A 23166-nucleotide genomic window follows, 5' to 3' on the forward strand; every position below is an offset into this window, starting at 1 on the left:
TTGTCCGTATTTGACTTTTATTTACGAACGCACAATGCGTACACCCCTGCAGATTACAGCTGATAATCAGTTTGATACAGCTTCTTTTTCTAATTCATCTTGTCATCCAGCATCTCGAAGCCACAGTAAGGTACAAGTACCTTTGGGACACGGATGCCTTCTGGGGTCTGGTTATTCTCGATGATGGCTGCAACGATACGTGGTAGAGCAAGTGCTGAACCGTTCAGCGTGTGACAGAGTTCAATCTTCTTGTCATCCGCACGGCGGTAACGGCAGTGCAGGCGGTTTGCCTGATAGCTCTCGAAGTTTGAAACGCTTGAAACCTCCAGCCAACGCTCCTGTGCAGCACTCCATACCTCGAAGTCGTAGCAGATAGCAGAGGTAAAACTCATGTCACCACCGCAGAGACGGAGGATATGATAAGGCAGCTCCAGCTTCTTCAGCAGACCTTCCACGTGTACCAGCATCTCATCCAATGACTTGTAAGAGTTCTCTGGCTTGTCAATGCGTACAATCTCAACCTTGTCGAACTGATGCAGACGGTTCAGACCACGAACGTCCTTGCCATAGCTGCCTGCCTCACGACGGAAACATGCTGAGTAAGCACAACGCTTGACAGGCAGTTCCTGCTCATTAAGAATCTCGTCACGGAAGATATTTGTTACAGGAACCTCAGCTGTCGGGATGAGGTAGAGGTCGTCAAGATTTGCATGATACATCTGTCCTTCCTTGTCTGGCAGCTGACCAGTTGCAAGTCCAGACTCCTGGTTTACAACCAATGGTGGCTGTACCTCCAAATAGCCACTCTTACGGGCTTCGTCGAGGAAGAAAGCCTCCAAGGCACGCTGGAAGCGGGCCATCTTTCCGATGTAGAGCGGAAAACCGGCACCGGTAATCTTCACGCCGAGGTCGAAGTCTACCAAGTTGAACTTTTTGAGCAAATCCCAGTGGCACAAGGCGTCGGCAGGCAGGGCTGGTTTCTCACCACCTTCCTTTACAACAACATTGTCGTTGGCATCCTTGCCCTCTGGTACACTCTCGTGAGGAATGTTAGGAATAGTGAGCAGCACGTCCGTCATATCTTTCTGTGCCTTCTCCATAATCTCCTGAAGAGCCTTGTCGGCCGACTTCAGCTGTGCTACCTCTTCCTTTATATTGTCAGCTTCGTCTTTCTTTCCTTCTTTCATCAGTCCGCCGATCTGCTTCGAGAGCTGGTTCTGCTTCTGCTTGTTTGTGTCGAGCTTCTGTTGAGTCTCACGACGCAGGCGGTCATATTCCAATACTTTCTCAACTGCCTCACGTGCACCGCTGAAGTGTTTCTTCTCCAGTCCCTTGATGACGCGTTCAGTTTCTTCACTGATGAGCTTTAATGTAAGCATAACGTTTTGTTCTTTATTGTAATTTGTTTCTGAGAGCAAAGTTACGAAAAAACTTCTATAAGTCAAAGACATTTTTCTTACTTATTTTATCATGTGTTGAGCTGAGTGAACGACAGTTTTTGTCAGCTGGTATATCTGAAGATTTATTCTACTCGGTAATTATTCCCGGATTATGATGTTCAGGATGATTCTGTGCAGGGATGTTTCTGTGTTTTCTTGTTTTTCTTTTGATGAATTTTTATTACATAATTTGTCAATTGTCTGTGCTCAAAACTGACCTCTTGAAGGAGCTGTTTCTGTTTTTGTAATATCCAAATAGATAGGTGGTTACAGCTTTTTCAAAAGAAAAGGTGCTTAATTGGACTTCAATTAAGCACTAATAAACGCAGAAGGGATTACTACTGACCTCTATAAACGAGAAAACCGCAGGACAATGTCCTGCGGCCAATTTCTCTCTTTTTCTGTTCGTTCTCTGATTACTTAACAGAGTCAGCAGCAGCTGAATCAGCAACAACAGAGTCGCCACCAGCAACTGAGTCAGAGCTCATAGAATCTGTAACTGAGTCTGCTGTAGAGTCAGCGTTCTGAGCTGGCTTAGAGTTGTTACCACAAGATGCGAAAGAGATAGCTGCGATAGCTACGAACATTAAAACTAATTTCTTCATTTTCTTTGCTTTTTAAATCTGTAAAACAATCATTTGTTTGTTAAAACGTTGCAAAGGTAAGTACTTTTTTTATTCAACAATCATTTTTTAAGGACTTTTTTTATCTCCTTTTGTAACAAATATGTAAACTGCTGATAATCAGTGTTATATGAATGTTAAACAAATGTTAAAGTTATTTATGTGTGCCTGCACAGTTTTGTTTTTTATGTTTTTTGTGTAATTGGATAGAGCTTTCAGACGGGTAAAGATGTCTGTTTTGGGGATTATTTGTGGCATTTAGGATGAGTAAACGGTAGCTTTTCCTTGGTTTTGTCTTCATTTTACTGTAACTTTGCAAGTTATATGATAGATACAGCAGCATTTCAAGGCAAGACAGCCAAATTCTATACGTTGGGTTGTAAGCTCAATTTCTCAGAGACAAGTACTTTCGCGCGTACCTTATATAATATGGGCGTACGGGAAGCGAAGAAATCTGAGCAGGCAGACATCTGTCTGATTAATACTTGTTCGGTTACCGAGGTTGCCGACCACAAGTGTCGTCAGATCATTCATCGTATGGTGCGCCAGAACCCCGGAGCTTTTGTTATCGTTACAGGTTGTTATGCTCAGCTTGAGAGTGCGACTGTGGCTAAGATTGAAGGTGTCGACCTTGTATTGGGAAGTAATGAGAAAGCCGACCTCGTGCAGTATCTGAGTGATGCGTGGAATAAGATGGATGAAACCAAAGGGGAAGGAGCTTCACAGGGTGAGTACCACTCTGTCAAGACAAAGGATATTAAGACTTTCCAAGCAAGTTGCTCACGCGGTAACCGTACACGCTACTTCCTGAAAGTACAGGATGGCTGTAACTACTTCTGCACTTATTGCACGATTCCTTATGCCCGTGGCTTTTCACGTAATCCCACTATAGCCTCACTTGTCGGACAGGCAGAGGAGGCTGCGAGGGAAGGAGGCAGGGAGATTGTGCTGACAGGTGTGAATATAGGTGACTTCGGTAGGACAACTGGTGAGAGCTTCCTCGACCTTGTCAAGGCATTGGATAAGGTAGAGGGAATTCGTCGTTTCCGTATCAGTTCGCTGGAACCTGACCTGATAGATGACGAGTTGATAGAATATTGTGCACAGTCACGTGCGTTTATGCCACATTTCCATATCCCTCTTCAGAGCGGTTCTGATGAGGTGTTGAAGCTGATGCACCGTCGTTATGATACGGCACTCTTCGCCCATAAGATAAAGCTGATCAAGGCGAGGATGCCCAATGCTTTCATCGGAGTGGATGTAATGGTGGGTTCACGAGGTGAACGCCCGGAGTATTTCGAGGAATGTTTTAACTTCCTTGACTCCCTGCCCGTTACACAACTTCACGTCTTTCCATATTCAGAACGCCCGGGGACAGCGGCACTGTCCATTCCGTATGTGGTGGATGACCGTGAGAAGAAGCACCGTGCACACAAGCTCCTGAAGCTGTCGGACGAGAAAACCCGTGCCTTCTATGCTGCCCACATAGGGCAGGAGGCAGATGTCCTCTTTGAGAAGGCGGCACGTGGCAAGGCCATGCACGGCTTCACGGATAACTATATTCGAGTGGAACTGTCACCCGATCAGGCAAAGGAAGAGTATGATAATCAGATTATCCGTGTGCGTCTGGGCGGTTTCAATTTCGACCAAAGCTCATTAAAGGCAGAACTCTTATGAAAGTAGCAATCGTCATCTTGAACTGGAACGGACGGGGAATGATGGAGACCTATCTTCCTTCTGTGCTGAACTTCTCACGCAGTGAGGCTGAGGTTGTTATAGCAGACAATGCTTCAACGGATGATTCTGTGGCTTGGCTCAAGGCAAACTATCCTCATCTCCGTGTCATACAGTTGGATTGTAACTATGGCTTTGCAGAGGGTTATAACCGTGCACTCAAGCAGGTAGACAGTGAGTACTATGTGTTGCTGAACAGTGATGTGGAGGTGACGCATCACTGGCTAACACCGCTGATAGAGGAAATGGATGCACATGAAGATATAGCAGCTTGTCAGCCGAAACTGCTCTCCATTGCCAACCGTGATGCCTTCGAGTACGCTGGTGCTTCAGGTGGATTCATCGATCGTTATGGTTACCCATTCTGTCGTGGACGCATTTTTGACACAGTAGAGGACGATAATGGGCAGTATGATAACGCCGAGGAAATCCTTTGGGCAACAGGTGCCTGCATGATGATTCGTGCCAGTGATTACTGGGCTGCCGGTGGATTGGATGGCAGGTTCTTTGCGCATAACGAGGAGATTGACCTCTGTTGGCGTCTTCATCGTATGGGTAAGCGGATATTCTGTTTCCCTGAAAGTTACGTTTATCATGTGGGGGGAGGGACATTGCCTAAGTCGAATCCACGCAAGACTTTCCTCAACTTCCGCAATAATCTGACGATGTTATGGAAGAACCTGCCAGCGGAAGAATTGAATCATGTGATGCGTGTACGCTGGTTCCTGGACTATCTGGCTGCATTCCAGACCCTGATTATGAACCGGAACTGGGGCGATTTCAAGGCAATTTTCTCTGCACGTCGTGCTTTTAAGCAGTGGCGATACGAGTTTGAACGGGTGCCGGATGCTGCTGATAAGGCTGCAAAGCGCACTGCTGCTCTGGCTGGTTGCACGCATGACGGACGATGGAAATGTTCAGTTCTTTGGAAGTATTATGCAAAGGGATGTAAACAATTCAGTAGATTATCTGTGTGATAACAGGATATTATCGCATTTTGTTTTAACTTTTTTAGCATATTACTTGCTTTTGAAAATATTTTTTAGTAATTTTGCAGAGAATACTCAAATATTGTAAAAGAAGCCGGTGAGACATCTCTATTATATATTGTGTTTTGTTCTGCTTACCTGTGTCGGTTGTCAGTTCAAGCTGTCCTCTGATGATGAGAATGATAGTTCTCAGTTGTTAGTGATAGACCGCTATGACCGTTTGGAGTATCGTTATCTGACGACGGGTGACTTCTCTGCTCTGCAACAGATGAATACAGAGTATCCGATAGAGACCCGTACACTGATAGAAGACGTTGTAAAGATAGGCGAGATAACCGATCCGGATATTAATACTAAGTTCTTGAAGTTCTATCAAGATACCACATTGCAGTCTCTGATTGCTGCTGTGGAATCAGAGTATGCCAATACGGAAGACCTTGACCATCAGTTGAGCACTGCTTTCAAAAGACTGAAGCAGTCACTGCCTGGCATTGGAGTTCCGAAGGTCTATGCCCAGATATCCGCCTTGGATCAGAGTATTGTGGTGGGCAATGGTACGATAGGAATTTCACTTGACAAGTATCTTGGCTCCAATTATCCTTTGTATGCGAAGTTTTACTCACCTACACAACGCAAGCAGATGTCGCGTGAATACATCCTTCCTGATTGTCTGACGTTCTATCTTATGAGTATTTATCCCCTGCAGAACTTTGAGTCGCGTCCACAGTTGGAGCGTGATCTGCATATAGGAAAGATACAGTGGATAGTAAATCAGACGATGACGAAGCGCATCTATCACAGTCGCTATGAGGAGGCTGTGGAGACTTATATGAAGAAGAATCCCAAAACTTCTTATGAGGAACTTCTTCGTATGGCAGATTTCTCCAAGTTTAATGTCGTGGAGAATTAGAGGATACAGTTCGATAGAATAGAAATCATTTCATAATCCCCTCTCTGAACCAATGGTTATTGACCGTAAGAAAGGTTTTGGAGAGGGGATAATTGTATCTAATAGGTTATAGTGTTTAATCCCCAATAGACTTTTAAAGCCTAAGTGATTCCCAGCCAAGCTGTATATTACAAGGGAGTAAGCGCTCAGCACGAATGGTGCTAACCCTCCGCACCACCCGTGCTGGGCAAGAACACAATGGTTGATAACGAAATGTATGACTTGTTTGTGTCATTATCTTTATAGTAAAATACGACCGACAGACTTATACTTGAAGTGTTTGGCAGATAGCGTGAAACGATAGTCTTCTGCTAATAGCCTTAAACTTTTAACGGCGTATTTGTTGTGGATGATTAATATTATTGCTAAGTTCTGAAAAAATATCAGTTTGTTCTTGTTTATCTTCTTTTTTTTATATTTTTGTAGCAGAATCTTCTATAGACTAACGCTTAAATAATAATTTATGGAAAAAGGAAGAGAAATCTGTAAGGTATTGAAGAATGTTCGTCAGAAGATAGCAAATGAGAACGGAATAAGCTATCATCCTGAAGAGTGCCACCATAAGGGTGAATGTGCAGGTACGTGCCCTGCTTGTGAGGAAGAGATACGTTTTCTTGAGCGTGAGTTAAAAGTGCGCAAAGGTAATGGTTTCGGTATGAGGGTGGCTGGTATAGCAGCAGGAATCTGTGTTACGGTTATGCCTGTGACAGTTGCAGCGCAAAACGTTAGTCCTGATAGTGCATCTAAACCTTCTGTGCATACTACCAAGAATGATTCTGTAAAGGTCGTAGACTGTTCAGATGGTAATGCAGCTGCTGTGCTCGTACGTGGAATGGTAATAGGCAGTGATGATAAGGAACCATTGATAGGTGCTTCTGTCTTAATAGAGGGAACAAACAAGGGTGTGGCGACAAATATAGATGGTTTGTTTGCTTTGAAGTTGTTGCCAGATACTTCGTTGGTTATTTCATTTATTGGTTACAAGAAGAAAACGGTTAGTGTAAGTTCTCTTTTACGTTCTGATAATAATGTTATTATGCTTGAGGCTTATGATATGTCGGTGATAGCGGGAGGAGTTGGATATGTTTTACCAAACTACGATGATGTATATGGTCGTAGGACCTACAAGCCTAAGTCGCATAAGGAGAAGAATAAGAAGCGTAAGTAAATATTAAACTTATGACAAAAGGGAAGAGTACTTGTAAATTACTGAAGGATATTCGTCAGCAGATAGCAGATGCGAATGGTATCAGCTATCGGCCTAAGGAGTGTCACTATGAAGGTGAATGCTCTGGTACCTGCCCAGCTTGTGAGGAAGAGATACGTTATCTTGAGCGTGAGTTAAAGGCACGTAAGGGTAATGGCTTCGGTATGAAAGTGGCTGGTATAGCAGCAGGAGTCTGCGCTACGGTCATGCCCATGGCTGCTATGGTTCAAAGCGTTAGTTCTGATAACACATCGAATAGTTCTGTGCCTGCAACGATGAAAGATACAGCAAAATTTGTAGACTTTTCTAATGGTCGTGCTGGTGCCGTACTTGTTCGGGGACAAGTTATATTTGAAGATGATGAGGAACCTGTGATAGGAGCAAAAGTTCAAGTTATGGGTAGCGAGAATAGTGTTCTAACGGATTTGGATGGTATGTTTGCTGTTAAAGTTGTTCCTGATGCCTCGTTGCTCATTAAGTGTATAGGATGTGCTGACAGAATGGTTCGTGTAAAAGATCTATCTCATTCATCGATGAACTTTATTAAGTTGAGTAGTGAAGAAGTGATGTTGTTAGGAGAAGTCGTTTTCGTTAAGCCTAACTATGATGATGTGTATGGTCATAGGACAGACAAGCCCAAGTCACATAAAGAGAAGAGTAAGAAGAATAGATGAACTTTATATTAAGATTATGGAAAAAGGAAAGCTCACTTGTAAGATACTGAAAGGAATCCGTCAACAGATAGCAGATGCGAATGGTATCAGCTATCGGCCTAAGGAGTGTCACTATGAAGGTGAATGCTCTGGTACTTGCCCAGCCTGCGAACAGGAGATACGCTATTTGGAGACTCAGTTGAGAGAGCGGAACCGAAAGGGTTGGAGTATGAGGGTTGCTGGTTTGGCTGCAGGGCTTTGTGTGGCAACTGTTCCTCTTGCTTCTTGCAGTAATTCTTCAAAAACTGATAGTAAAGTACAGAAAACTCTTGATTCGACACTTCAAGAAGAAAATATAAATGAGGTGAAAGTCCTTAAACCAGATAAGAAAGATTCTGTCGTTATCAGTGGACAGACGGTGATGCAATTTTTAAATAACCCCCTTGATAATACCGTTGTTTGCAGATTAGGAGATAGAAGAGGGATAGTTTTGGGTGAGGATGGACGGTTTACCTTGAGAGTTAACCGCAGCGATACGCTTGTGTTCTCAAATTCAGGTTTTGAGGATTATAAACTGGTAGTTGATACAATTAAGAATCCAAATAATATCATTGTTTGTTTACAATGGGTTGATGGACCTGGAAAGTGTGGAGGCATCAGGGAGGAACCACTAAAATCAGAGAATGTTGATAATACCGGTCCCAAGTCACACAAAGAGAAATGCAATCAGAAATAATTGCACCGTTTATAGCTGTTAGCTGATACTGACTCACTATCGAATATTGTTCATTAAATGTATAGGATGTGCTGATAGAACAGTTTGAGTAAAAGAGCTATCCGATTTATTGATGAATTTTATTCATGTGGTAGTGAAGAAATGATGTTGTTTGGAGAAGTCGTTTTTGATAATATGGTCATATGACTGACAAGCCCAGGTCACATAAAAAGAAGAGTAAGAAGAATAGATGAACTTTATATTAAGATTATGGAAAGAGGGAAGCTCACTTGTAAGATACTGAAAGGTATCCGTCAGCAGATAGCAGATGCGAATGGTATCAGCTATCGGCCTAAGGAGTGTCACTATGAAGGTGAATGCTCTGGTACTTGCCCAGCCTGTGAACAGGAGATACGCTATTTGGAGACTCAGTTGAGAGAGCGGAACCGAAAGGGCTGGAGCATGAAGGTTGCTGGTTTGGCTGCAGGGCTTTGTGTGGCAACTGTTCCTCTTACATCGTGTCATAATTCTCCAAAATCTTGCAAAGTTGGGAATACAGTTCACAACTCTATTGATACGACAGTTAAAGGGGAACAGGTAAATGTACCAGAAGCATTTACATCAGAAATGAAAAACTCCATTGCCATTAGTGGACGTGTGATTAACGCTTTGACAGATAAGGTAGCTTCTGAGGTTTATGTTATGACATTGGGAGGTAAGAAGAAACTGGCTTTGGGCGAAGACGGAAGATTTGCCCTGCGGGTTAATCGCAATGATACCCTTGTGTTTTCATCGTATGGTTTTGAGGATAAGGTGATACCTGTTAAGTCTGTCCGTCACCCCAAGAATATAGAGGTTTGTTTAAAGCCCTCTCTTGAGTTAGTAGGAAAAGTAGATGTAAGGTGTTTAGAGGAAGAATTAGCCGACAGCACTGTCCCTCAATCACATAAAGAGAAATGCAATCAGAAATAATCGCACCGTTTATAGCCGTTAATCGGCACAGACTCACTACCGATGGGGAAGGCGTAACGACATTGGTTGCCTTCCACGGTTGTCCGCTCCATTGCCAGTACTGTTTAAATCCTCAGTGTTTGCAGGCTGATGGCGTATGGCGTAGGCTCACTCCCGGTGAGTTGTACAGTGAGGTGGAAATAGACGACCTTTACTTTATGGCAACGGGTGGCGGTATCTGTTTTGGAGGCGGTGAGCCCCTTCTTCGTTCAGACTTCATCAAGGCGTTTGCCGAGATAATGAACCCCGAATGGAAGTTAACGATTGAAACATCGCTTAATGTTCCACTTGAGAATTTAAAAGCTATCGTCTCGTTGGTGCAGATGTGGTATGTGGACATTAAAGACATGAGTTCTGATGTCTATAAGGCTTATACATGTAAAGAGAATAATCAGGTAATCAGCAATCTTGAGTGGATGGCAGCGAATGGTCATGCTGATAAGGTGATTATCCGTCTGCCCTTGATTCCTGAATATAATACGGATGAAAACCGCCGGCGAAGCCAGCAGCAGTTGGAGAAGATGGGTTTTACCGTTTTTGATCAGTTTAACTATATTGTGCGATAGTAAGATTAATGAGGGCTTACGTTATACGCAGGCAACAGTTTGAAAAATTATGACATAATTTCGGATAAAATATCTATAGATAAAGGCAAAAATACGTGTAAAAAGCAAGTTTGCAAGCAACAGTAAATCAGTTAGTTATAAAGTCATGCAAGAAAAGGTGCTTAGTTAGACTTCAAAAGGGCGTTAGTAGCATTGCAAAAGGGCATCTATTGGAAGGCAATAGGGCATCTTTTAGAAGCTAAGAGAGTATGTGTTGTGTTTGAGGTGTGCGAAAATAGTTTACAATACACTTTGTGTATAAGTGTGAATTTTAGTTCATCCGATATTTCACAAGATGTGTAGTTCTTTCAGTCTATAGAGTGACAAAGTTTACTAAAGTAATAAGAACATCTGTATGAGAGTTTGAAAACATTTTCTCTCACAGAATGACGCTCAATGTATAAACAATCTTTCGGGCTGGTGAAGACCTCTCTTTCCACCCGAATAGGGATTAGAGGTGAGGCTTCTTCTTATACAATATATCTCGCTCGTCTTTTGTTTTTTCCTTGAAAAGCATTATCTTTGCAATTAATATAAAAGAAATAAAGTATGAAAAAGTCACTTATTGTATTATCAATTATATTTTTGCTGTTGCCTGTTACAATAACTGCACAGAGCTTTGACGCATTGTGGAAGCAAGTTAATCAGGCACAGGAGAAGGATTTGCCCAAGACACAGATTAGTCTGTTGAAGAAGATTGAGAAGAAGGCACAGCAGGAGAAGGCTTATGGTCATCTCTTGGCGGCTGGTCTTCAGGCTTCTGAATTGCAGACCCAAATCTCTCCAGACTCATTAGAGGTGGAGATGAATAAGCTGAAGATTCAAGCAAAGGAGGCTGAACGGAAAGATGAAGTCTTGGGTGCTGTTTATAACTGCATTTTGGGTTCAATCCTCAGAAGTAAGAACGATAAGAATGCAGATGAATATTTCAAGAAGGCACTTGCTAATCCTTCTTTGTTAGCACGACAGAAGGCCGAAGACTTCAAGCCTTTGGTTGAAATTGGTGAGGATGATAGTATCTTTAATGGCGACTTGCTGCATGTCATTGGCATGCAGGTGGGCGACTATGAGAAGCTGACTCGCTATTATACAGAAAAAGGAAATCGTGAGGCTGCTTGCTATACGGCAATGATGGGAATTGACGAGGATGAGGAAAACGTCCCACGTCTTGATTCTCTGATACAGGTTTATGGTGACCTTCCTATCTGTGGTGAGGTGGCAGTGAAGCGATATAGATGTATGGACGAAGACGCTCCTGTAGCTGAGCGGATTGCCTTTATCGACAAGGCGCTTGCTCGCTGGGCATCTTGGAAAGGAATTACAGTGTTGCGTAATGTTCGCGAGAAATTGGTAAGACCGAAGTTTAATGTTAAGATGACTCGTCGAAGTGTGAGTTCATCGGAAGATAATAATAAGGTAAACCTTAATATTCGTAATTTATCCGATATAACACTCACGATAACTCGTACAACATTAGATGGCAATCACCTGTACAATCTTCGACATCCTGATGAATTGAAAAAGATAAAGGCAAGTCTGATTCCTTCAACCCAGCAGACGATTCGTCGTATTTTCTCTGGTCATGAGGATTACGAGGAGTTTGAAGACTCTTTCTTGATGCCAAAGCTGCCTTTAGGTGTTTATTTCGTTAAGGTAGAGACTTCTGATAAGCGTGTTGATGTTGATTATGGCTACTATTTTGTTAGCAATCTCTATGTAATGACAGAGCAGCAGCCTGACAATAAGTCGCGTTATGTTGTGGTAAATGTCGTTGATGGTCAGCCTGTAAGTGATGCTACGGTTCGGGTTAAGTATGCTGGTCGTTACGGGAAGGTCCCAATTGTCAAGACGGCTAAGACTGATAAGAATGGTGAAGTTCTATTTGTTTCTGAACCATCTACAGCTGATGTCTATGTCTATACGGCTAAGGATAAGGCTTTCTGTAGTACAAGTTTGAAGAGTTATTATAGTTTCAGTAACAATAAAGATGATGGAATTGTAACAAAGATCTTCACAGATAGGAGTATCTATCGTCCTTGTCAGACTGTTCACGCTTCTGTTATTGTTTACGAGAAAAACAAGGAAGGCTTTAAAACAAAAGCGCAGGTAGGGAAGACTTTTGATCTGATTCTGCGTGATGCTAACGGTAAGGAGGTAAGTAGGAAGTCGGTAACAACAGACCGTTTCGGTACTGCTGCAACAGACTTTGAACTTCCTGCAAGTGGTCTGACGGGGCGTTTCTCTATTTATGCTGATTATGCTTCAAAAGGGTTGAGGAGCTTCCAAGTTGACGAGTATAAGCGTCCAACCTTTGAAGTAAACTTTGACGAGTATAAGGAAAAGTATGCTATTGGCGACTCTATCAAGTTGGTTGGGCGTGCCAAGAGCTTTGCTGGTGTTCCTGTTCAAGGTGCAAAGGTACATTATGTCGTTACCCGCCACCCAAGTTATTGGTGTGGTTTCTATGAAAATAGTGAAGAGGTAAAGACGGGTGATGTTATGACAGATGATAAGGGAGAGTTCACTGTGACAGTTCCTTTTGTTCTGTCGGCTGATGTCATCAAGGAGATGAATTCTCCAAAGAGATATTATCCACGCTTCTATAATTTTGCTGTTGAGGCTTCTGTAACAGATGCTGCGGGTGAGACACGTGACGGTTATGCTTCATTGCCATTGGGAACAAAGGAGGCAAGGCTTTCTTGTTCTATTCCTGAAAAGAATCTGAGGGATAGTCTTAAAACTTTCAAATTCAATTATGTCAATGCAGCAGGTAATCCCGTTGAGGGTATGGTGAAGTATGTGATTGTGTCACAGCAGAAGGATAAGAGTAAGTATGTCTATAACAATTATAAGACGGTTAAGGCCAACGAGCCTGTTGTAGTGAAGGGATTGGACTCTGGTACTTATCGTATGCATGCTATCTGTGGAACGGATACTTTGGATACAGACTTCATTGTTTTCTCAATGGATGACAAACGTCCTGTTATAGAGACACATGACTGGTCCTATCTGAGTGAAACCACATTCCCACGTAATGGAGGACCTATCTATATGCAGGTGGGTTCTACCGATGATAATCAGCACGTTGTCTATTCTATCTATTCTGGTAATAAAGTGATTGAAACGGGTTCTTTCAATCAGAGCAATAGTATTCATACGCGCAAGTTCTATTATAAGGAAGAGTATGGAGACGGTATAACATTGAATTATGCTTGGGTGAAGAATGGTGAGTTATATAGCCATACTTGGTATATTTCCCGTCCGTTACCAGATAAGCGACTGATTGTGAAGTGGAAGTCTTTCCGTAACAAACTTATACCAGGGCAGAAAGAGGAGTGGACGGTAACGATTAATCGTCCTGATGGTAAGACTGTAGATGCACAATTGATGGCAACGCTTTACGACAAGAGTCTTGACGAGATAATGTCCCATTCTTGGAACTTCTCTCCCTCGTTCTCTCTTAATTATACAAGTGTAGATTGGAGATCTTCTTCTATCTCTGGTCTGTCGCTCTCTGCTTTGGCCTCTTTGAATCCTATGGATGTTTCAGATGTATCTATCTCACATTTTGATAATAGTTTCTTTATGTACTTCGATGAGGCGGATGTTGCGTTGTACAGTGCTATTAGTGAGAGAAATTTCGATGGGATGACACGTTCAGTGATGTCAAAGGCAGTGACAAAGGAAGAGGTTGTTACTATTGGTTATGGTTCTAAGAGTGTAGCGAGGGAGACTGCTTCAGACGTTCAATACGATCAGGAGATAAAGCTATCAGAAGAGAAGAAGAACGGAAAAGGAAAGGTCTCTATGCGTGAGAATCTTAACGAGACAGCCTTCTTCTATCCACAATTACAGACAGATGGCAAGGGGAATGTAAGCATCAAGTTTACGCTTCCAGAGAGTCTTACAACGTGGCGTTTTATGGGATTGGCACACGATGAGGATATGAACAGTGGTTTCCTTTCAGATGATATCATTGCTCAGAAGACATTGATGGTTCAGCCAAATATGCCTCGCTTTGTACGTATGGGTGATGAGGCGATGGTATCTGCTCGTCTGTTCAACCAGTCTGAGAAGGATATTAATGCAACAGCTAAGATAGAAATCCTTGACCCAGCAACTGAAAAGGTGCTCTTTAAAGATAGTAAAGCTGTGCTTCTCAAGGCTGATGGTAGTTCTTCAGCAACTTATAGCTTGGCTTCATTATTAGCAAAGAATGCCAATAAACTTACCGCTGACCAATCATTGCTGATTGTACGCTTCATGGTTGAGGGCAATGGTTTCTCAGATGGTGAACAGCATTATCTGCCCGTGCTTCAGAATCAGGAGTATGTGACGAACACATTTGCTTTCTCACAGAATGAAGCTGGTGTCAAGACGATTGATGTGAGTAAACTCTTTCCTAAGAAGAGTGTGGGGCAGAAACTTACAGTGGAGTATACCAATAATCCTAATTGGCTGATGATTCAGGCATTGCCTTATGTGGCGGATGCGAATGAGAAGAATGCTATCAGTCTTGTAACGGCTTATTATGTCAATAGCTTAGGTAAAAAGATTATCTCTACATCGCCAGCTATTAAGCAGACCATCGAACAGTGGAAGAAGGAGAGTGGTGCTGAAACATCAATGATGTCGGCTTTGGAAAAGAATCAGGAACTGAAGTCTCTGACACTTGAGGAGACCCCTTGGTTGCAAGATGCAAATAATGAGCGTGAACAGAAGCAGAAACTTGTTCGCTTCTTTGATGAGAATCAGTTGCAGAACAAACTGACGACAACGTTGACAAGTCTGAAGAAACTGCAAAATCCTGATGGTTCATTCTCTTGGTGGCCAGGTATGGATGGAAGTCTTTATATGACTGTTGCGGTGACAAAAACACTTGCCCGTCTGCAGAACCTTACAGGTCCAACTCCAGAGGTTACGAAGATGATCAATGCTTCTTTCCGTTATATGGATAAGAGGGTGGTAAAGTGTGTGGCTGAAATGAAGCGTGATGAGAAGAAGTATAATACTACATTATTCCCTGCTAATGAACTCTGTGATTATCTTTATACCAATGCTTTGTTTTACAATGATCGAGCAACAAATGATATAAAGTATCTCATCGATCGCTTGACGAAGAAGCCTGTAGATTTGACTATCTATGGCAAGGCAAACACTGCAGTGATTCTTCAGCAGTATGGTAAGGTTGACAAGGCGCGTGAATATCTCCAGAGTCTGAATGAATACACCGTATATAAAGAGGAAATGGGGCGTTACTTTGATACAAAACGTGCTTATTATAGCTGGCGTGATTACAAGATTCCAACAGAAGTGGCAGCTATCGAAGCTGTAAAAACGATTACACCGACTGATGGTAAGACGCTTGCAGAGATGCAGCGTTGGCTGTTACAGCAGAAGCGTACACAGGCTTGGGACACACCACTGAACTCGGTTGATGCTATTTGGGCTTTTATGAACAATGGTAATTGGTTGATGCAGAATGGTGAGCATACAAGTCTGATGCTTGATAACAAACCTTTGCAGACAACGCAGCCAACAGCAGGACTCGGCTATGTGAAGTCTACACAGCCTGTTGATTTCCACTCGGCTGAAAGTCATGATTTGGTTGTTAGCAAGGCAAGCACGGGTACAAGCTGGGGTGCTGTCTATGCACAGTTCTTCCAAACATCAACTGATATCTCGGATGCTGCGTCTGGTTTGAAGATTAAGCGTGAAGTTATGGTTGACAGCGTGCAATCAAAGAATGGTAAAGAGCTCAAGGTTGGTGACAAGGTGCGCATTCGTTTGACAATAGTTGCTGATCGTAATTACGACTTTGTGCAGGTTGTTGACAAGCGTGCTGCCTGCCTTGAGCCTGTAAGTCAGGTGAGTGGTTATCGTCGGGGATATTACATTGCTTCAAAAGATTACACGACTAATTACTACTTCGACCAAATGGCTAAGGGGAAGCATGTCGTAGAGACAGAATATTATATTGACCGTGCCGGTGTTTACCAGACTGGAACCTGTACAGCACAATGTGCATACGCACCAGAGTATAGCGGACGCACTGGTGCAACTGTGATTCAAGTTGATGAGTAGACGAGTTTATGAGTTGGCAAGTGAACAAGTTATGAGATAGCGTTATGGAGTAAGAGGTGTTGTCTTAACTCCCTCTCACTCCTTTATACAAAAAGAAAAAATGCTTCAAATAGAAATAGATAACGGCAGTGGCTTCTGCTTCGGTGTGACCACTGCCATTAAGAAAGCCGAAGAAGAGCTGGCAAAGGGCACAAGGCTCTATTGCTTGGGCGATATTGTACATAACAGCATGGAGGTGGAACGCCTTACTAAGAAAGGACTTATCACCATCAATCATGAGCAGATGCGAGAGCTTCACAACGTAAAGGTACTGCTGCGTGCACATGGTGAACCTCCCGAGACCTACGAACTTGCGAAGCGCAACAATATTGAGATTATCGATGCCACCTGCCCCGTGGTGCTTGCGCTTCAACGTCGTATCAAGACGCAGTATGAGAAAAGGCAGAATCCTGCTGATTGTTCTTTGGAAAGTAGCGAATCAGTTGTTACTCTTTCTTCAACGAATCAGACAATTGGGACAGGGCAAGGGAACGCTTGTTCTTCTTTGGAATCTACTTCTCCCGCCAATCAGAGAGGGATTGGCAGTGAGGCATCCATCGTCATCTTCGGCAAGAATGGTCACGCCGAGGTGCTCGGTCTTGTCGGGCAGACACATAGCCATGCCATCGTGATAGAGAAGTTTGAGGATGTGAAAGCATTGGACTTCAATCACGACATCTATCTTTATTCGCAGACTACGAAAAGTCTGGATGAGTTTCATAAGATTATTGAATATATCCAGAGTCATATTTCGCCGAATGCCAAGTTCCAAAGTTTCGATACTATCTGCCGACAGGTGGCTAACCGTATGCCGAACATCTCAGCCTTTGCAGCCCGTCATGACCTGATACTCTTTGTTGCTGGTCGTAAGAGCTCGAATGGTAAGGTTCTGTTCCATGAGTGTCTGAGTGTGAATCCGAACTCTCATCAGGTGGAGAGCGCAGATGAAATTGATATGAGTTGGTTTGCGGGTGTGCAGACAGTGGGTATTTGTGGTGCTACGAGTACTCCGAAGTGGCTGATGGAGGAATGCCGTGATGAGATACTGCGGCGTAGGGAATGAGTTGGCTGTAGTGGGGCGGATATGGATGCAGGTGATAGTCAGTGTGATATATCCAGTAGCTGGTTGTATCTTTTTAGATATATTGTTTGTTCTCTCCAAATGAGTTGACGACAGGAATGGTATAAGGGGACTGTAAGAGGATTGCTTCAATGCAGTCCTCTTTTTTAGGTTCTTCCGTTAAAATGCGTAGAGTGGAAACAAAATAAGGGCTTATACACCTGCATGGTATGACTATCCAAAATCAGATGGTTTCACAAAAAGGGATAAAGCGCAAGATAAAAATACAGAAAAGGCAAACAGAGACTATGTCTTTCCGTCTTCTACAAACAATTTATTCCCATGTCAACCAATGTTTGTAAACTATTTTCATGCAGTTCAAAGCTAACACATGGTCTTTTGGCTTCTAAAAGACGCCCAATTGGCTTGCAATAGATGCCCTTTTGAGGTCTAACTGACGCCCTATTGAAGTCCAATTAAGCACCTTTTCTTGCACTACCTTATAACTGACTGATTTACTGTCGGTTGCAGACTTGCTTTTTACACGTGTTTTTATCTTTATCTGCAGGTGTTCTATCCGAAATTATGTCATGATTTTTCAATCTGTTGTCTGTGTTTTCAAAGTATTGACATGAAAAGGTTTCCTGCATCGGAGGATGATAATAAAGTAGACAGCCAAGACAGTCTTGGCTATGTTTTTATTTAATAAATAACTCCGGTTCTTTCGTTAAAGCTATACGAAAAGTGTCCACTCATTTAACGGATGAACCTAAAGACAGAGGATGTAAAAGGGCTATGTGTATGCTATTTTAGTTTTAGATAACCAGATGGTTACATCATTATGGAACGAAGGGTATACTTAGTTTGACATCAATTAAGCATCACTTAGTCTTCAATTAAGCACCTGTTGGACGTCAATTAGTGTTTAGTTAGAGTGGTATTTACCATCAGCATCATTTTGATAGAGGAAATATTATTGCAAAACCCCTTCTGATGAGTTGGTTTGTTTTCATGATAGTATATTTGAAAATAAGAAAACAGACGTGTTAAAATGCAATGTTTACTTTTAATACGTCTGCTTTTGATTTATTGGCAAGAGGTTAAAGGAGTGAGAAGAGTTTAGATGACAATTTTGTTTTATGAGTTGTCTGGAGTTAGAAGGAGTTAAACCAAAACTTCGCGCCCAGCACTGTTACCTGTTAACTTGTTTACTTGTCAACTCGTTTACTCGTCAACTTGACCCTTATTTCTTTTTCTTGAACAGGCTGAATTTCTTGTTCAAGACACCGGCAGGTTGTTTTCCTCCAAACTTGCGGTAGAGCTTCCAGCCAAGGATAAGTCCGTCCAAAACACCTGCGCCAGTGCTGATCACACCCGAGAAGCGTTGTGTAGGTGTATTTTTGTCTTTCGGCTTATGCATGAGTTCATTCCACAACCCGGCAATCTTGTTGCTGTCCTTGGTCAGGTCGGTACGCAGCTGTGCCTTACGAAGGCGTATCTCGTCCAGTGACTTATAATTGGAATTAAAGAGAGTAGTCTGTTCAGTCATAAGCCTATTTTGACGTTAAGAGACTTCCCAGGAACCTTACTAACGGACGTTCAATGAGTTTATGACGTAGTAAGATAAAGATGAAAAGCAGTAGCAGATAGCCACCGCCGACGATGAGGAAAGCCCAGATGAGTGAACCCACCAGAGTCTGCAGTGCATAAACCGCAGCAAAGGAGAGGTATATAAGTGATATGAGGAGGATGATGCAGAATACTGTCACCACGGTAATCACCGTCAGCAGGCGCACCACCTTTTCAATTACATCGAGCTTCACGTATTCTGTTTGAAGCCCGATGTAATGTTTCAGCACCTCAATAAGCTGTGCTATTGTTTCTACGTTCTTGTCGTTTGAGAACATCCTCTATGAATTAGATAACTTCTGCAGCTGCGTCCTTGATATCTTCTACGAACTCGTCAGCTTCCTTGCGGCTGAGCTTGATGTCGTGTTTCTTGCAGAAATCATCAACAGCGTCAGCAATCTTTGTACGTGTATCAGTTCCCTTCTCTGGAGCCAACAGGAGTCCGAGAGCTGCGCCCGTGATGCTACCACAGAGGAATGCGCCAATGTAACCTAATGTCTTCATAATTCTTATTTTTTGTTGTTAGTAAAAACTTAACCTTTATCAATGGCAAATATAATCAAACTTTTGCATATCAGCAACACATATAAGTGTATTTTGTGTTAAAAAACTTGCAAATACTTTATTTAACAAACTTTAGAGGCGTTATTTTTTTACTTCTGCTTCTTATTTCGTAACTTCGCACGATAATTGATGTAGTAAATTAAAAGTATAATCAATAAATAACTAAGAGATTATGAAGAAGTTTATGGTTTTGGGAGCAGCTATGTGTGTTGCGATGGCTTTCACTGGTTGCAAATCAAGCGAGAGTGCATACAAGAAGGCTTACGAGAAGGCAAAGGCTCAGGAGCAGAGCTCTACAGATAATTACGACAATTCATCTCAGCAGGAGGCTGTTGTTGCACCTGTGGAGACACAGCCTGTTACTCAGGCTCCTGTTGTTGACAATTATGACAATGTACCTGTTCGCACTGAGACTGTTTCTGTTGTCGACGGAGCAGGTCTGAGATCTTACAGCGTAGTTGTTGGTTCATTCGGTGTTAAGTCTAACGCTTATGGCTTGCAGCAGCGTCTGAAGAATGCCGGTTATAATGCTCAGGTAGCTTACAATGCTGGTAATAGTATGTACCGTGTTGTTGCTGAAACTTTTGACAGTAAGGCTTCTGCCGTTCAGAGCCGCAATCAGCTTCGTGCTACATATGCTGATGCTTGGTTGCTCTACTCTCGTTAAATGAGCAGAATCTTAGCGATAGATTACGGAAAGAAACGTACGGGATTGGCAGTCACCGACCCATTGTGCATCATTGCCAATGGGTTGGCGACTGTTGCTACGTCTGAACTTTTCGAGTTTCTTACGCAATATACGGCAAAGGAAACGGTCAGTCAGCTTGTCATTGGCAAGCCGATGCAGCCCAATGGCAAGCCGAGCGAGAACCTTGCCCGTGTTGAGCAGTTTGTCAACCGTTGGCGTAAGGCGCACCCTGAGTTGCCCATTGATTATTATGACGAACGGTTTACATCGGTCATTGCCCATCAGGCGATGATTGCCGGTGGTGTGAAGAAGAAGGCACGCCGTGAGGACAAGGGGCTTGTTGATGAGATTTCAGCAACTATCATCCTTCAGGATTACATGAGGTCAAAGGGGCTTTAGATCGGCAAGTCCCCGTTTACCCTTGTCGGACTAAATTAAGAATAAAGACAAACAAATATGGTATTACCCATTTACACATACGGTCAGCCGGTGCTGCGTAAGGTAGCCGAGGATATTCCCCTCGATTATCCGAACCTTCAGGAGCTGATTCAGAACATGTTTGAGACCAACACTGCCAGCGATGGCGTCGGGTTGGCTGCACCACAGATAGGCAAGTCTATTCGTGTGGTTGTCATTGACTTGGATGTTCTTTCTGATACATTCCCTGAGTACAAGGACTTCCGCCATGCGTTCATCAACGGGCACATCCTTGAATTTGATGACTCCGAGACTGAGACGATGGAAGAGGGGTGCCTTTCCCTGCCTGGTATTCACGAGGCTGTTACACGTGCAAAGCGCATCTATGTGAAGTATCTTGACGAGAATCTTGTCGAGCATGAGGAGTGGATTGATGGCTATCTTGCCCGTGTCATCCAGCACGAGTTCGACCATCTTGAAGGTCGTGTGTTCACTGACCGTCTCTCGCCATTCCGCAAGCAGATGATCAGCAGCAAGCTCAAAGCCCTCTTGCAGGGTAAGATCCGATGCCATTACCGTGTGAAGGCTCCACGCAGGTAAGCCTATGTTGCGTGGTATCGTAGTGTCCTTGCTATGCCTGTTGGCATTGCCGTCCGCTGCCCAGTATAACATCAAGAAGATGATGGAGGAGGGGAGGCGGACGCTCGACCAGGGATACTACGTTACTTCCATGCAGATTTTCTCCCGTATTGTTGCCCTCAAGCCAAACCTCTACGAGGCGTGGTATTTGATGGCATTGTCAAAGTATCACCTTGAAGACTACAAGGGTGCTGGTGATGACTGTCGCCGTGCTTTGACCTTGCAGCCTTATATTGCTGACATTTACGAGCTTTATGGCATGACCAGCATACGTGTGGAGCGTTACGACAGTGCCATCATAGCTTATACCCATGCCCTTGATATAGCTCCCGATAACCGCGATTACTGGTTTAATCGCGCCTATTGTCTCTATCAGGTGGGCGATAGCAAGGCTGCTTTTCAGCAGTTGGATTATATCCTCAAACGGTGGAAGTCTTTTGATGCTGCCATCCAGCTACGTGCCGACATTGCTGCAGGTAGGAAGCCAAAGCAGCAACCAACGAAAGCTAACAATTTTCAAACCTATAAACTCCCCAGCCTTCGTGTAGAGAGCGACGACAAGCAGAATCCTATGAGGAATAAGCCCCTTCTGCATTTGCCACGTTAGGAAGGGTTGTTGGTAGTATAAATGTCAATGCGTATTTTATATTCTCACAAGGTTTCATTCTATGGTAACAGAGGAATATAGTTCTGCCTTTTGGGATTGCTTACAAATCTTGATAGGATTATAGTGTAAGAAATCTATTACTTATAGAACTACATTCATTTGTTACTCTGGCTATGATAGCACATTATACTATTGTTTCCTTGTAGTATCCATATCTTTATGTTATTCTGTCTTTGATAGAATTTTATATTATTCCGTCATTATTGTTTCCCTGTTATTATGTTATTTTATCTGAAGATTTTTCTTAAAGGTTATTGTCTAAAGGTATAAAAGTCTTACTTTTGCATTCAGTAACTGTTTTATGTTGCATACATTTATCTAAAAAATACTTAGGATGAAAGAAATTGATTATAAAGATTTGAGGTTCAACCCGTTCAACCTTTTAGGCAAGGAATGGATGCTGCTCTCTGCGGGTAATGAGCAGGATGGGTGTAACACGATGACCATTAGCTGGGGACATCTTGGCTGTCTTTGGGGACATAATGATCCGACAGCGGTTGTCTATATACGTCCCAGTCGCTTTACAAAGACCTTTGTAGACAAGGAAGAGTATTTTACGCTTTGTGTAATGGATTCGTCTTTCAAGAAGCAAATGGCTTATCTCGGTTCTGTTTCAGGTCGTGATGAGGACAAGATAGGGAAGAGTGGACTTACAAAAGTATTTGCTGACAACAGCGTCTATTTCAAGGAAGCCAAGTTGGTGCTTGTCTGCAAGAAAGAGTATGCAGCCGAACTGCAGGCAAGCGGTTTCATAGATAAGGATGTTCTCAAGCAGGCTTATCCAGCTAATGACTTTCATACAATGTATGTCGGCAAGATTGAGAAGGTTCTGGTGCGTGATGATGAGTATCTTAACAGATTGTGATTGTTTAATTTGTGTTTGGCAGTATTCTACCTAAATAGAATAAGCCATAATATGGTTATGAAAATAGGAGGATGTTTTGTTATCCTGTTCTTCCTTTCTTCGTGTAAGCCTTATGGGGACTATAAAGAACAGGGATGCTGGATGCAGTTGAAAGAGAATGAACGAATAGGTTTTTATTGGCGATATAATGATAGGATTTATGCAGCCTTAGGTGACTCGGCTATCCTTGTCAAGTATGTTAAGCCAATGGAGAGTATTGATATTAACAGTTTCTATGTGAATAAAGAAACTATTGATGGTATGGGGAACTACGCTAAGGATAAGAATAATGTTTACTATCCTTTGCGTATAATATGTGCTGATGCTGATACATACGGTTATGAGTATGCTACAGAGTCTATTGTAAAAGGAGCCTTTCCTTCTTCTTTCAGATATGTAGGGGAGGGGAAAGGGACGGATGGGTATACAATGTATAAATATGGTAGACCCGTTGATTAAAAAAAGTAAACGAGTAGACAAGTAAACGAGGTGCTTGTAATAAAAGATTATGTGTCATGATAAGAACATATTTTTTTATGCAAGCACCTCG

The 23166-nt window shown here is 42.8% G+C and carries 21 protein-coding genes; 16 read left to right on the top strand and 5 right to left on the bottom strand.

The features are described from left to right. Positions 1 to 89 precede the first annotated feature (89 nt). Together serS and ADJ77_RS08110 are read right to left on the bottom strand one after the other, a co-directional pair. A complete protein-coding gene (gene serS / locus ADJ77_RS08105; protein WP_050696263.1) occupies positions 90 to 1379 on the bottom strand; it encodes a serine--tRNA ligase in 1290 nt (429 codons plus the stop codon). Between the two features lie 476 nt (positions 1380 to 1855). Next, a complete protein-coding gene (locus ADJ77_RS08110; RefSeq protein ID WP_025077444.1) occupies positions 1856 to 2044 on the bottom strand; it encodes a PG1828 family lipoprotein in 189 nt (62 codons plus the stop codon). 342 nt (positions 2045 to 2386) lie between these two features. Between ADJ77_RS08110 and mtaB the strand changes: the two genes are divergently transcribed. From mtaB to ADJ77_RS08160, 10 genes are all read left to right on the top strand, one after another. Beyond that, positions 2387 to 3739 (top strand): tRNA (N(6)-L-threonylcarbamoyladenosine(37)-C(2))-methylthiotransferase MtaB, encoded by a 1353-nt coding sequence (gene mtaB, locus ADJ77_RS08115; protein ID WP_050696264.1) that lies wholly within the window; start codon positions 2387 to 2389, stop codon positions 3737 to 3739. Beyond that, entirely contained in the window at positions 3736 to 4773 is a 1038-nt protein-coding gene (locus ADJ77_RS08120) for a glycosyltransferase family 2 protein (RefSeq protein WP_050696265.1), read from the top strand. The genes mtaB and ADJ77_RS08120 overlap by 4 nt, the downstream gene beginning before the upstream one ends. 109 nt (positions 4774 to 4882) lie before the next feature. Further along, positions 4883 to 5695, top strand: a complete 813-nt coding sequence (locus ADJ77_RS08125) for a gliding motility protein GldB-related protein (RefSeq protein WP_025077445.1) — start codon at positions 4883 to 4885, stop codon at positions 5693 to 5695. A 502-nt stretch (positions 5696 to 6197) separates the two neighbouring features. Then, the gene (locus ADJ77_RS08130; RefSeq protein ID WP_025077446.1) at positions 6198 to 6902 is read left to right on the top strand and encodes a carboxypeptidase-like regulatory domain-containing protein; all 705 of its coding nucleotides are present in this window, start codon (positions 6198 to 6200) and stop codon (positions 6900 to 6902) included. 11 nt (positions 6903 to 6913) lie between these two features. Continuing rightward, positions 6914 to 7615, top strand: coding sequence for a carboxypeptidase-like regulatory domain-containing protein (locus ADJ77_RS08135; protein ID WP_050696266.1), 702 nt, complete (start codon positions 6914 to 6916; stop codon positions 7613 to 7615). Between the two features lie 16 nt (positions 7616 to 7631). Beyond that, a complete protein-coding gene (locus ADJ77_RS08140; protein WP_025077447.1) occupies positions 7632 to 8330 on the top strand; it encodes a membrane receptor RagA in 699 nt (232 codons plus the stop codon). Between the two features lie 249 nt (positions 8331 to 8579). Next, a complete protein-coding gene (locus ADJ77_RS08145; protein ID WP_025077448.1) occupies positions 8580 to 9281 on the top strand; it encodes a peptidase associated/transthyretin-like domain-containing protein in 702 nt (233 codons plus the stop codon). Further along, positions 9266 to 9886 (top strand): radical SAM protein, encoded by a 621-nt coding sequence (locus tag ADJ77_RS08150; protein WP_050696267.1) that lies wholly within the window; start codon positions 9266 to 9268, stop codon positions 9884 to 9886. The genes ADJ77_RS08145 and ADJ77_RS08150 overlap by 16 nt, the downstream gene beginning before the upstream one ends. A 588-nt stretch (positions 9887 to 10474) precedes the next feature. Beyond that, positions 10475 to 16009, top strand: a complete 5535-nt coding sequence (locus ADJ77_RS08155) for an alpha-2-macroglobulin family protein (protein ID WP_050696268.1) — start codon at positions 10475 to 10477, stop codon at positions 16007 to 16009. A gap of 100 nt (positions 16010 to 16109) precedes the next feature. Beyond that, on the top strand, positions 16110 to 17111 hold the full coding sequence (locus ADJ77_RS08160; RefSeq protein ID WP_025077449.1) for a 4-hydroxy-3-methylbut-2-enyl diphosphate reductase: 1002 nt from the start codon (positions 16110 to 16112) through the stop codon (positions 17109 to 17111). Positions 17112 to 18351: 1240 nt separating this feature from the next. On the opposite strand, the gene ADJ77_RS08165 is transcribed toward ADJ77_RS08160, so the two are convergent. From ADJ77_RS08165 to ADJ77_RS08175, 3 genes are read right to left on the bottom strand one after another with little or no spacing between them, the layout of a single operon-like run. Then, the gene (locus ADJ77_RS08165; protein WP_025077450.1) at positions 18352 to 18657 is read right to left on the bottom strand and encodes a hypothetical protein; all 306 of its coding nucleotides are present in this window, start codon (positions 18655 to 18657) and stop codon (positions 18352 to 18354) included. A 4-nt stretch (positions 18658 to 18661) separates the two neighbouring features. Next, entirely contained in the window at positions 18662 to 19015 is a 354-nt protein-coding gene (locus ADJ77_RS08170; protein WP_025077451.1) for a phage holin family protein, read from the bottom strand. Between the two features lie 10 nt (positions 19016 to 19025). Then, the gene (locus ADJ77_RS08175) at positions 19026 to 19241 is read right to left on the bottom strand and encodes a YtxH domain-containing protein (RefSeq protein ID WP_025077452.1); all 216 of its coding nucleotides are present in this window, start codon (positions 19239 to 19241) and stop codon (positions 19026 to 19028) included. A 232-nt stretch (positions 19242 to 19473) separates the two neighbouring features. Here ADJ77_RS08175 and ADJ77_RS08180 point away from each other — a divergent pair, with 232 nt between their 5' ends. From ADJ77_RS08180 to ADJ77_RS08205, 6 genes are all read left to right on the top strand, one after another. Further along, a complete protein-coding gene (locus ADJ77_RS08180) occupies positions 19474 to 19968 on the top strand; it encodes an SPOR domain-containing protein (protein WP_050696269.1) in 495 nt (164 codons plus the stop codon). After that, positions 19969 to 20388 carry a Holliday junction resolvase RuvX gene (ruvX, locus tag ADJ77_RS08185; RefSeq protein ID WP_025077453.1) on the top strand — a complete coding sequence of 140 codons (420 nt, stop codon included), beginning with the start codon at positions 19969 to 19971 and terminating at the stop codon, positions 20386 to 20388. A 57-nt stretch (positions 20389 to 20445) separates the two neighbouring features. Next, positions 20446 to 21006 (top strand): peptide deformylase, encoded by a 561-nt coding sequence (gene def / locus ADJ77_RS08190; protein ID WP_025077454.1) that lies wholly within the window; start codon positions 20446 to 20448, stop codon positions 21004 to 21006. Positions 21007 to 21010: 4 nt separating this feature from the next. Beyond that, positions 21011 to 21652 carry a tetratricopeptide repeat protein gene (locus ADJ77_RS08195; protein ID WP_025077455.1) on the top strand — a complete coding sequence of 214 codons (642 nt, stop codon included), beginning with the start codon at positions 21011 to 21013 and terminating at the stop codon, positions 21650 to 21652. A 394-nt stretch (positions 21653 to 22046) separates the two neighbouring features. Beyond that, complete coding sequence (locus tag ADJ77_RS08200; RefSeq protein WP_025077456.1) at positions 22047 to 22577, top strand: flavin reductase family protein; 531 nt, start codon at positions 22047 to 22049, stop codon at positions 22575 to 22577. 57 nt (positions 22578 to 22634) lie between these two features. Next, positions 22635 to 23075, top strand: a complete 441-nt coding sequence (locus ADJ77_RS08205; protein WP_025077457.1) for a hypothetical protein — start codon at positions 22635 to 22637, stop codon at positions 23073 to 23075. The last annotated feature ends 91 nt before the right edge of the window (positions 23076 to 23166 follow it).

The sequence above is a fragment of the Prevotella fusca JCM 17724 genome, assembly GCF_001262015.1.
GTDB classification, from domain to species: domain Bacteria; phylum Bacteroidota; class Bacteroidia; order Bacteroidales; family Bacteroidaceae; genus Prevotella; species Prevotella fusca.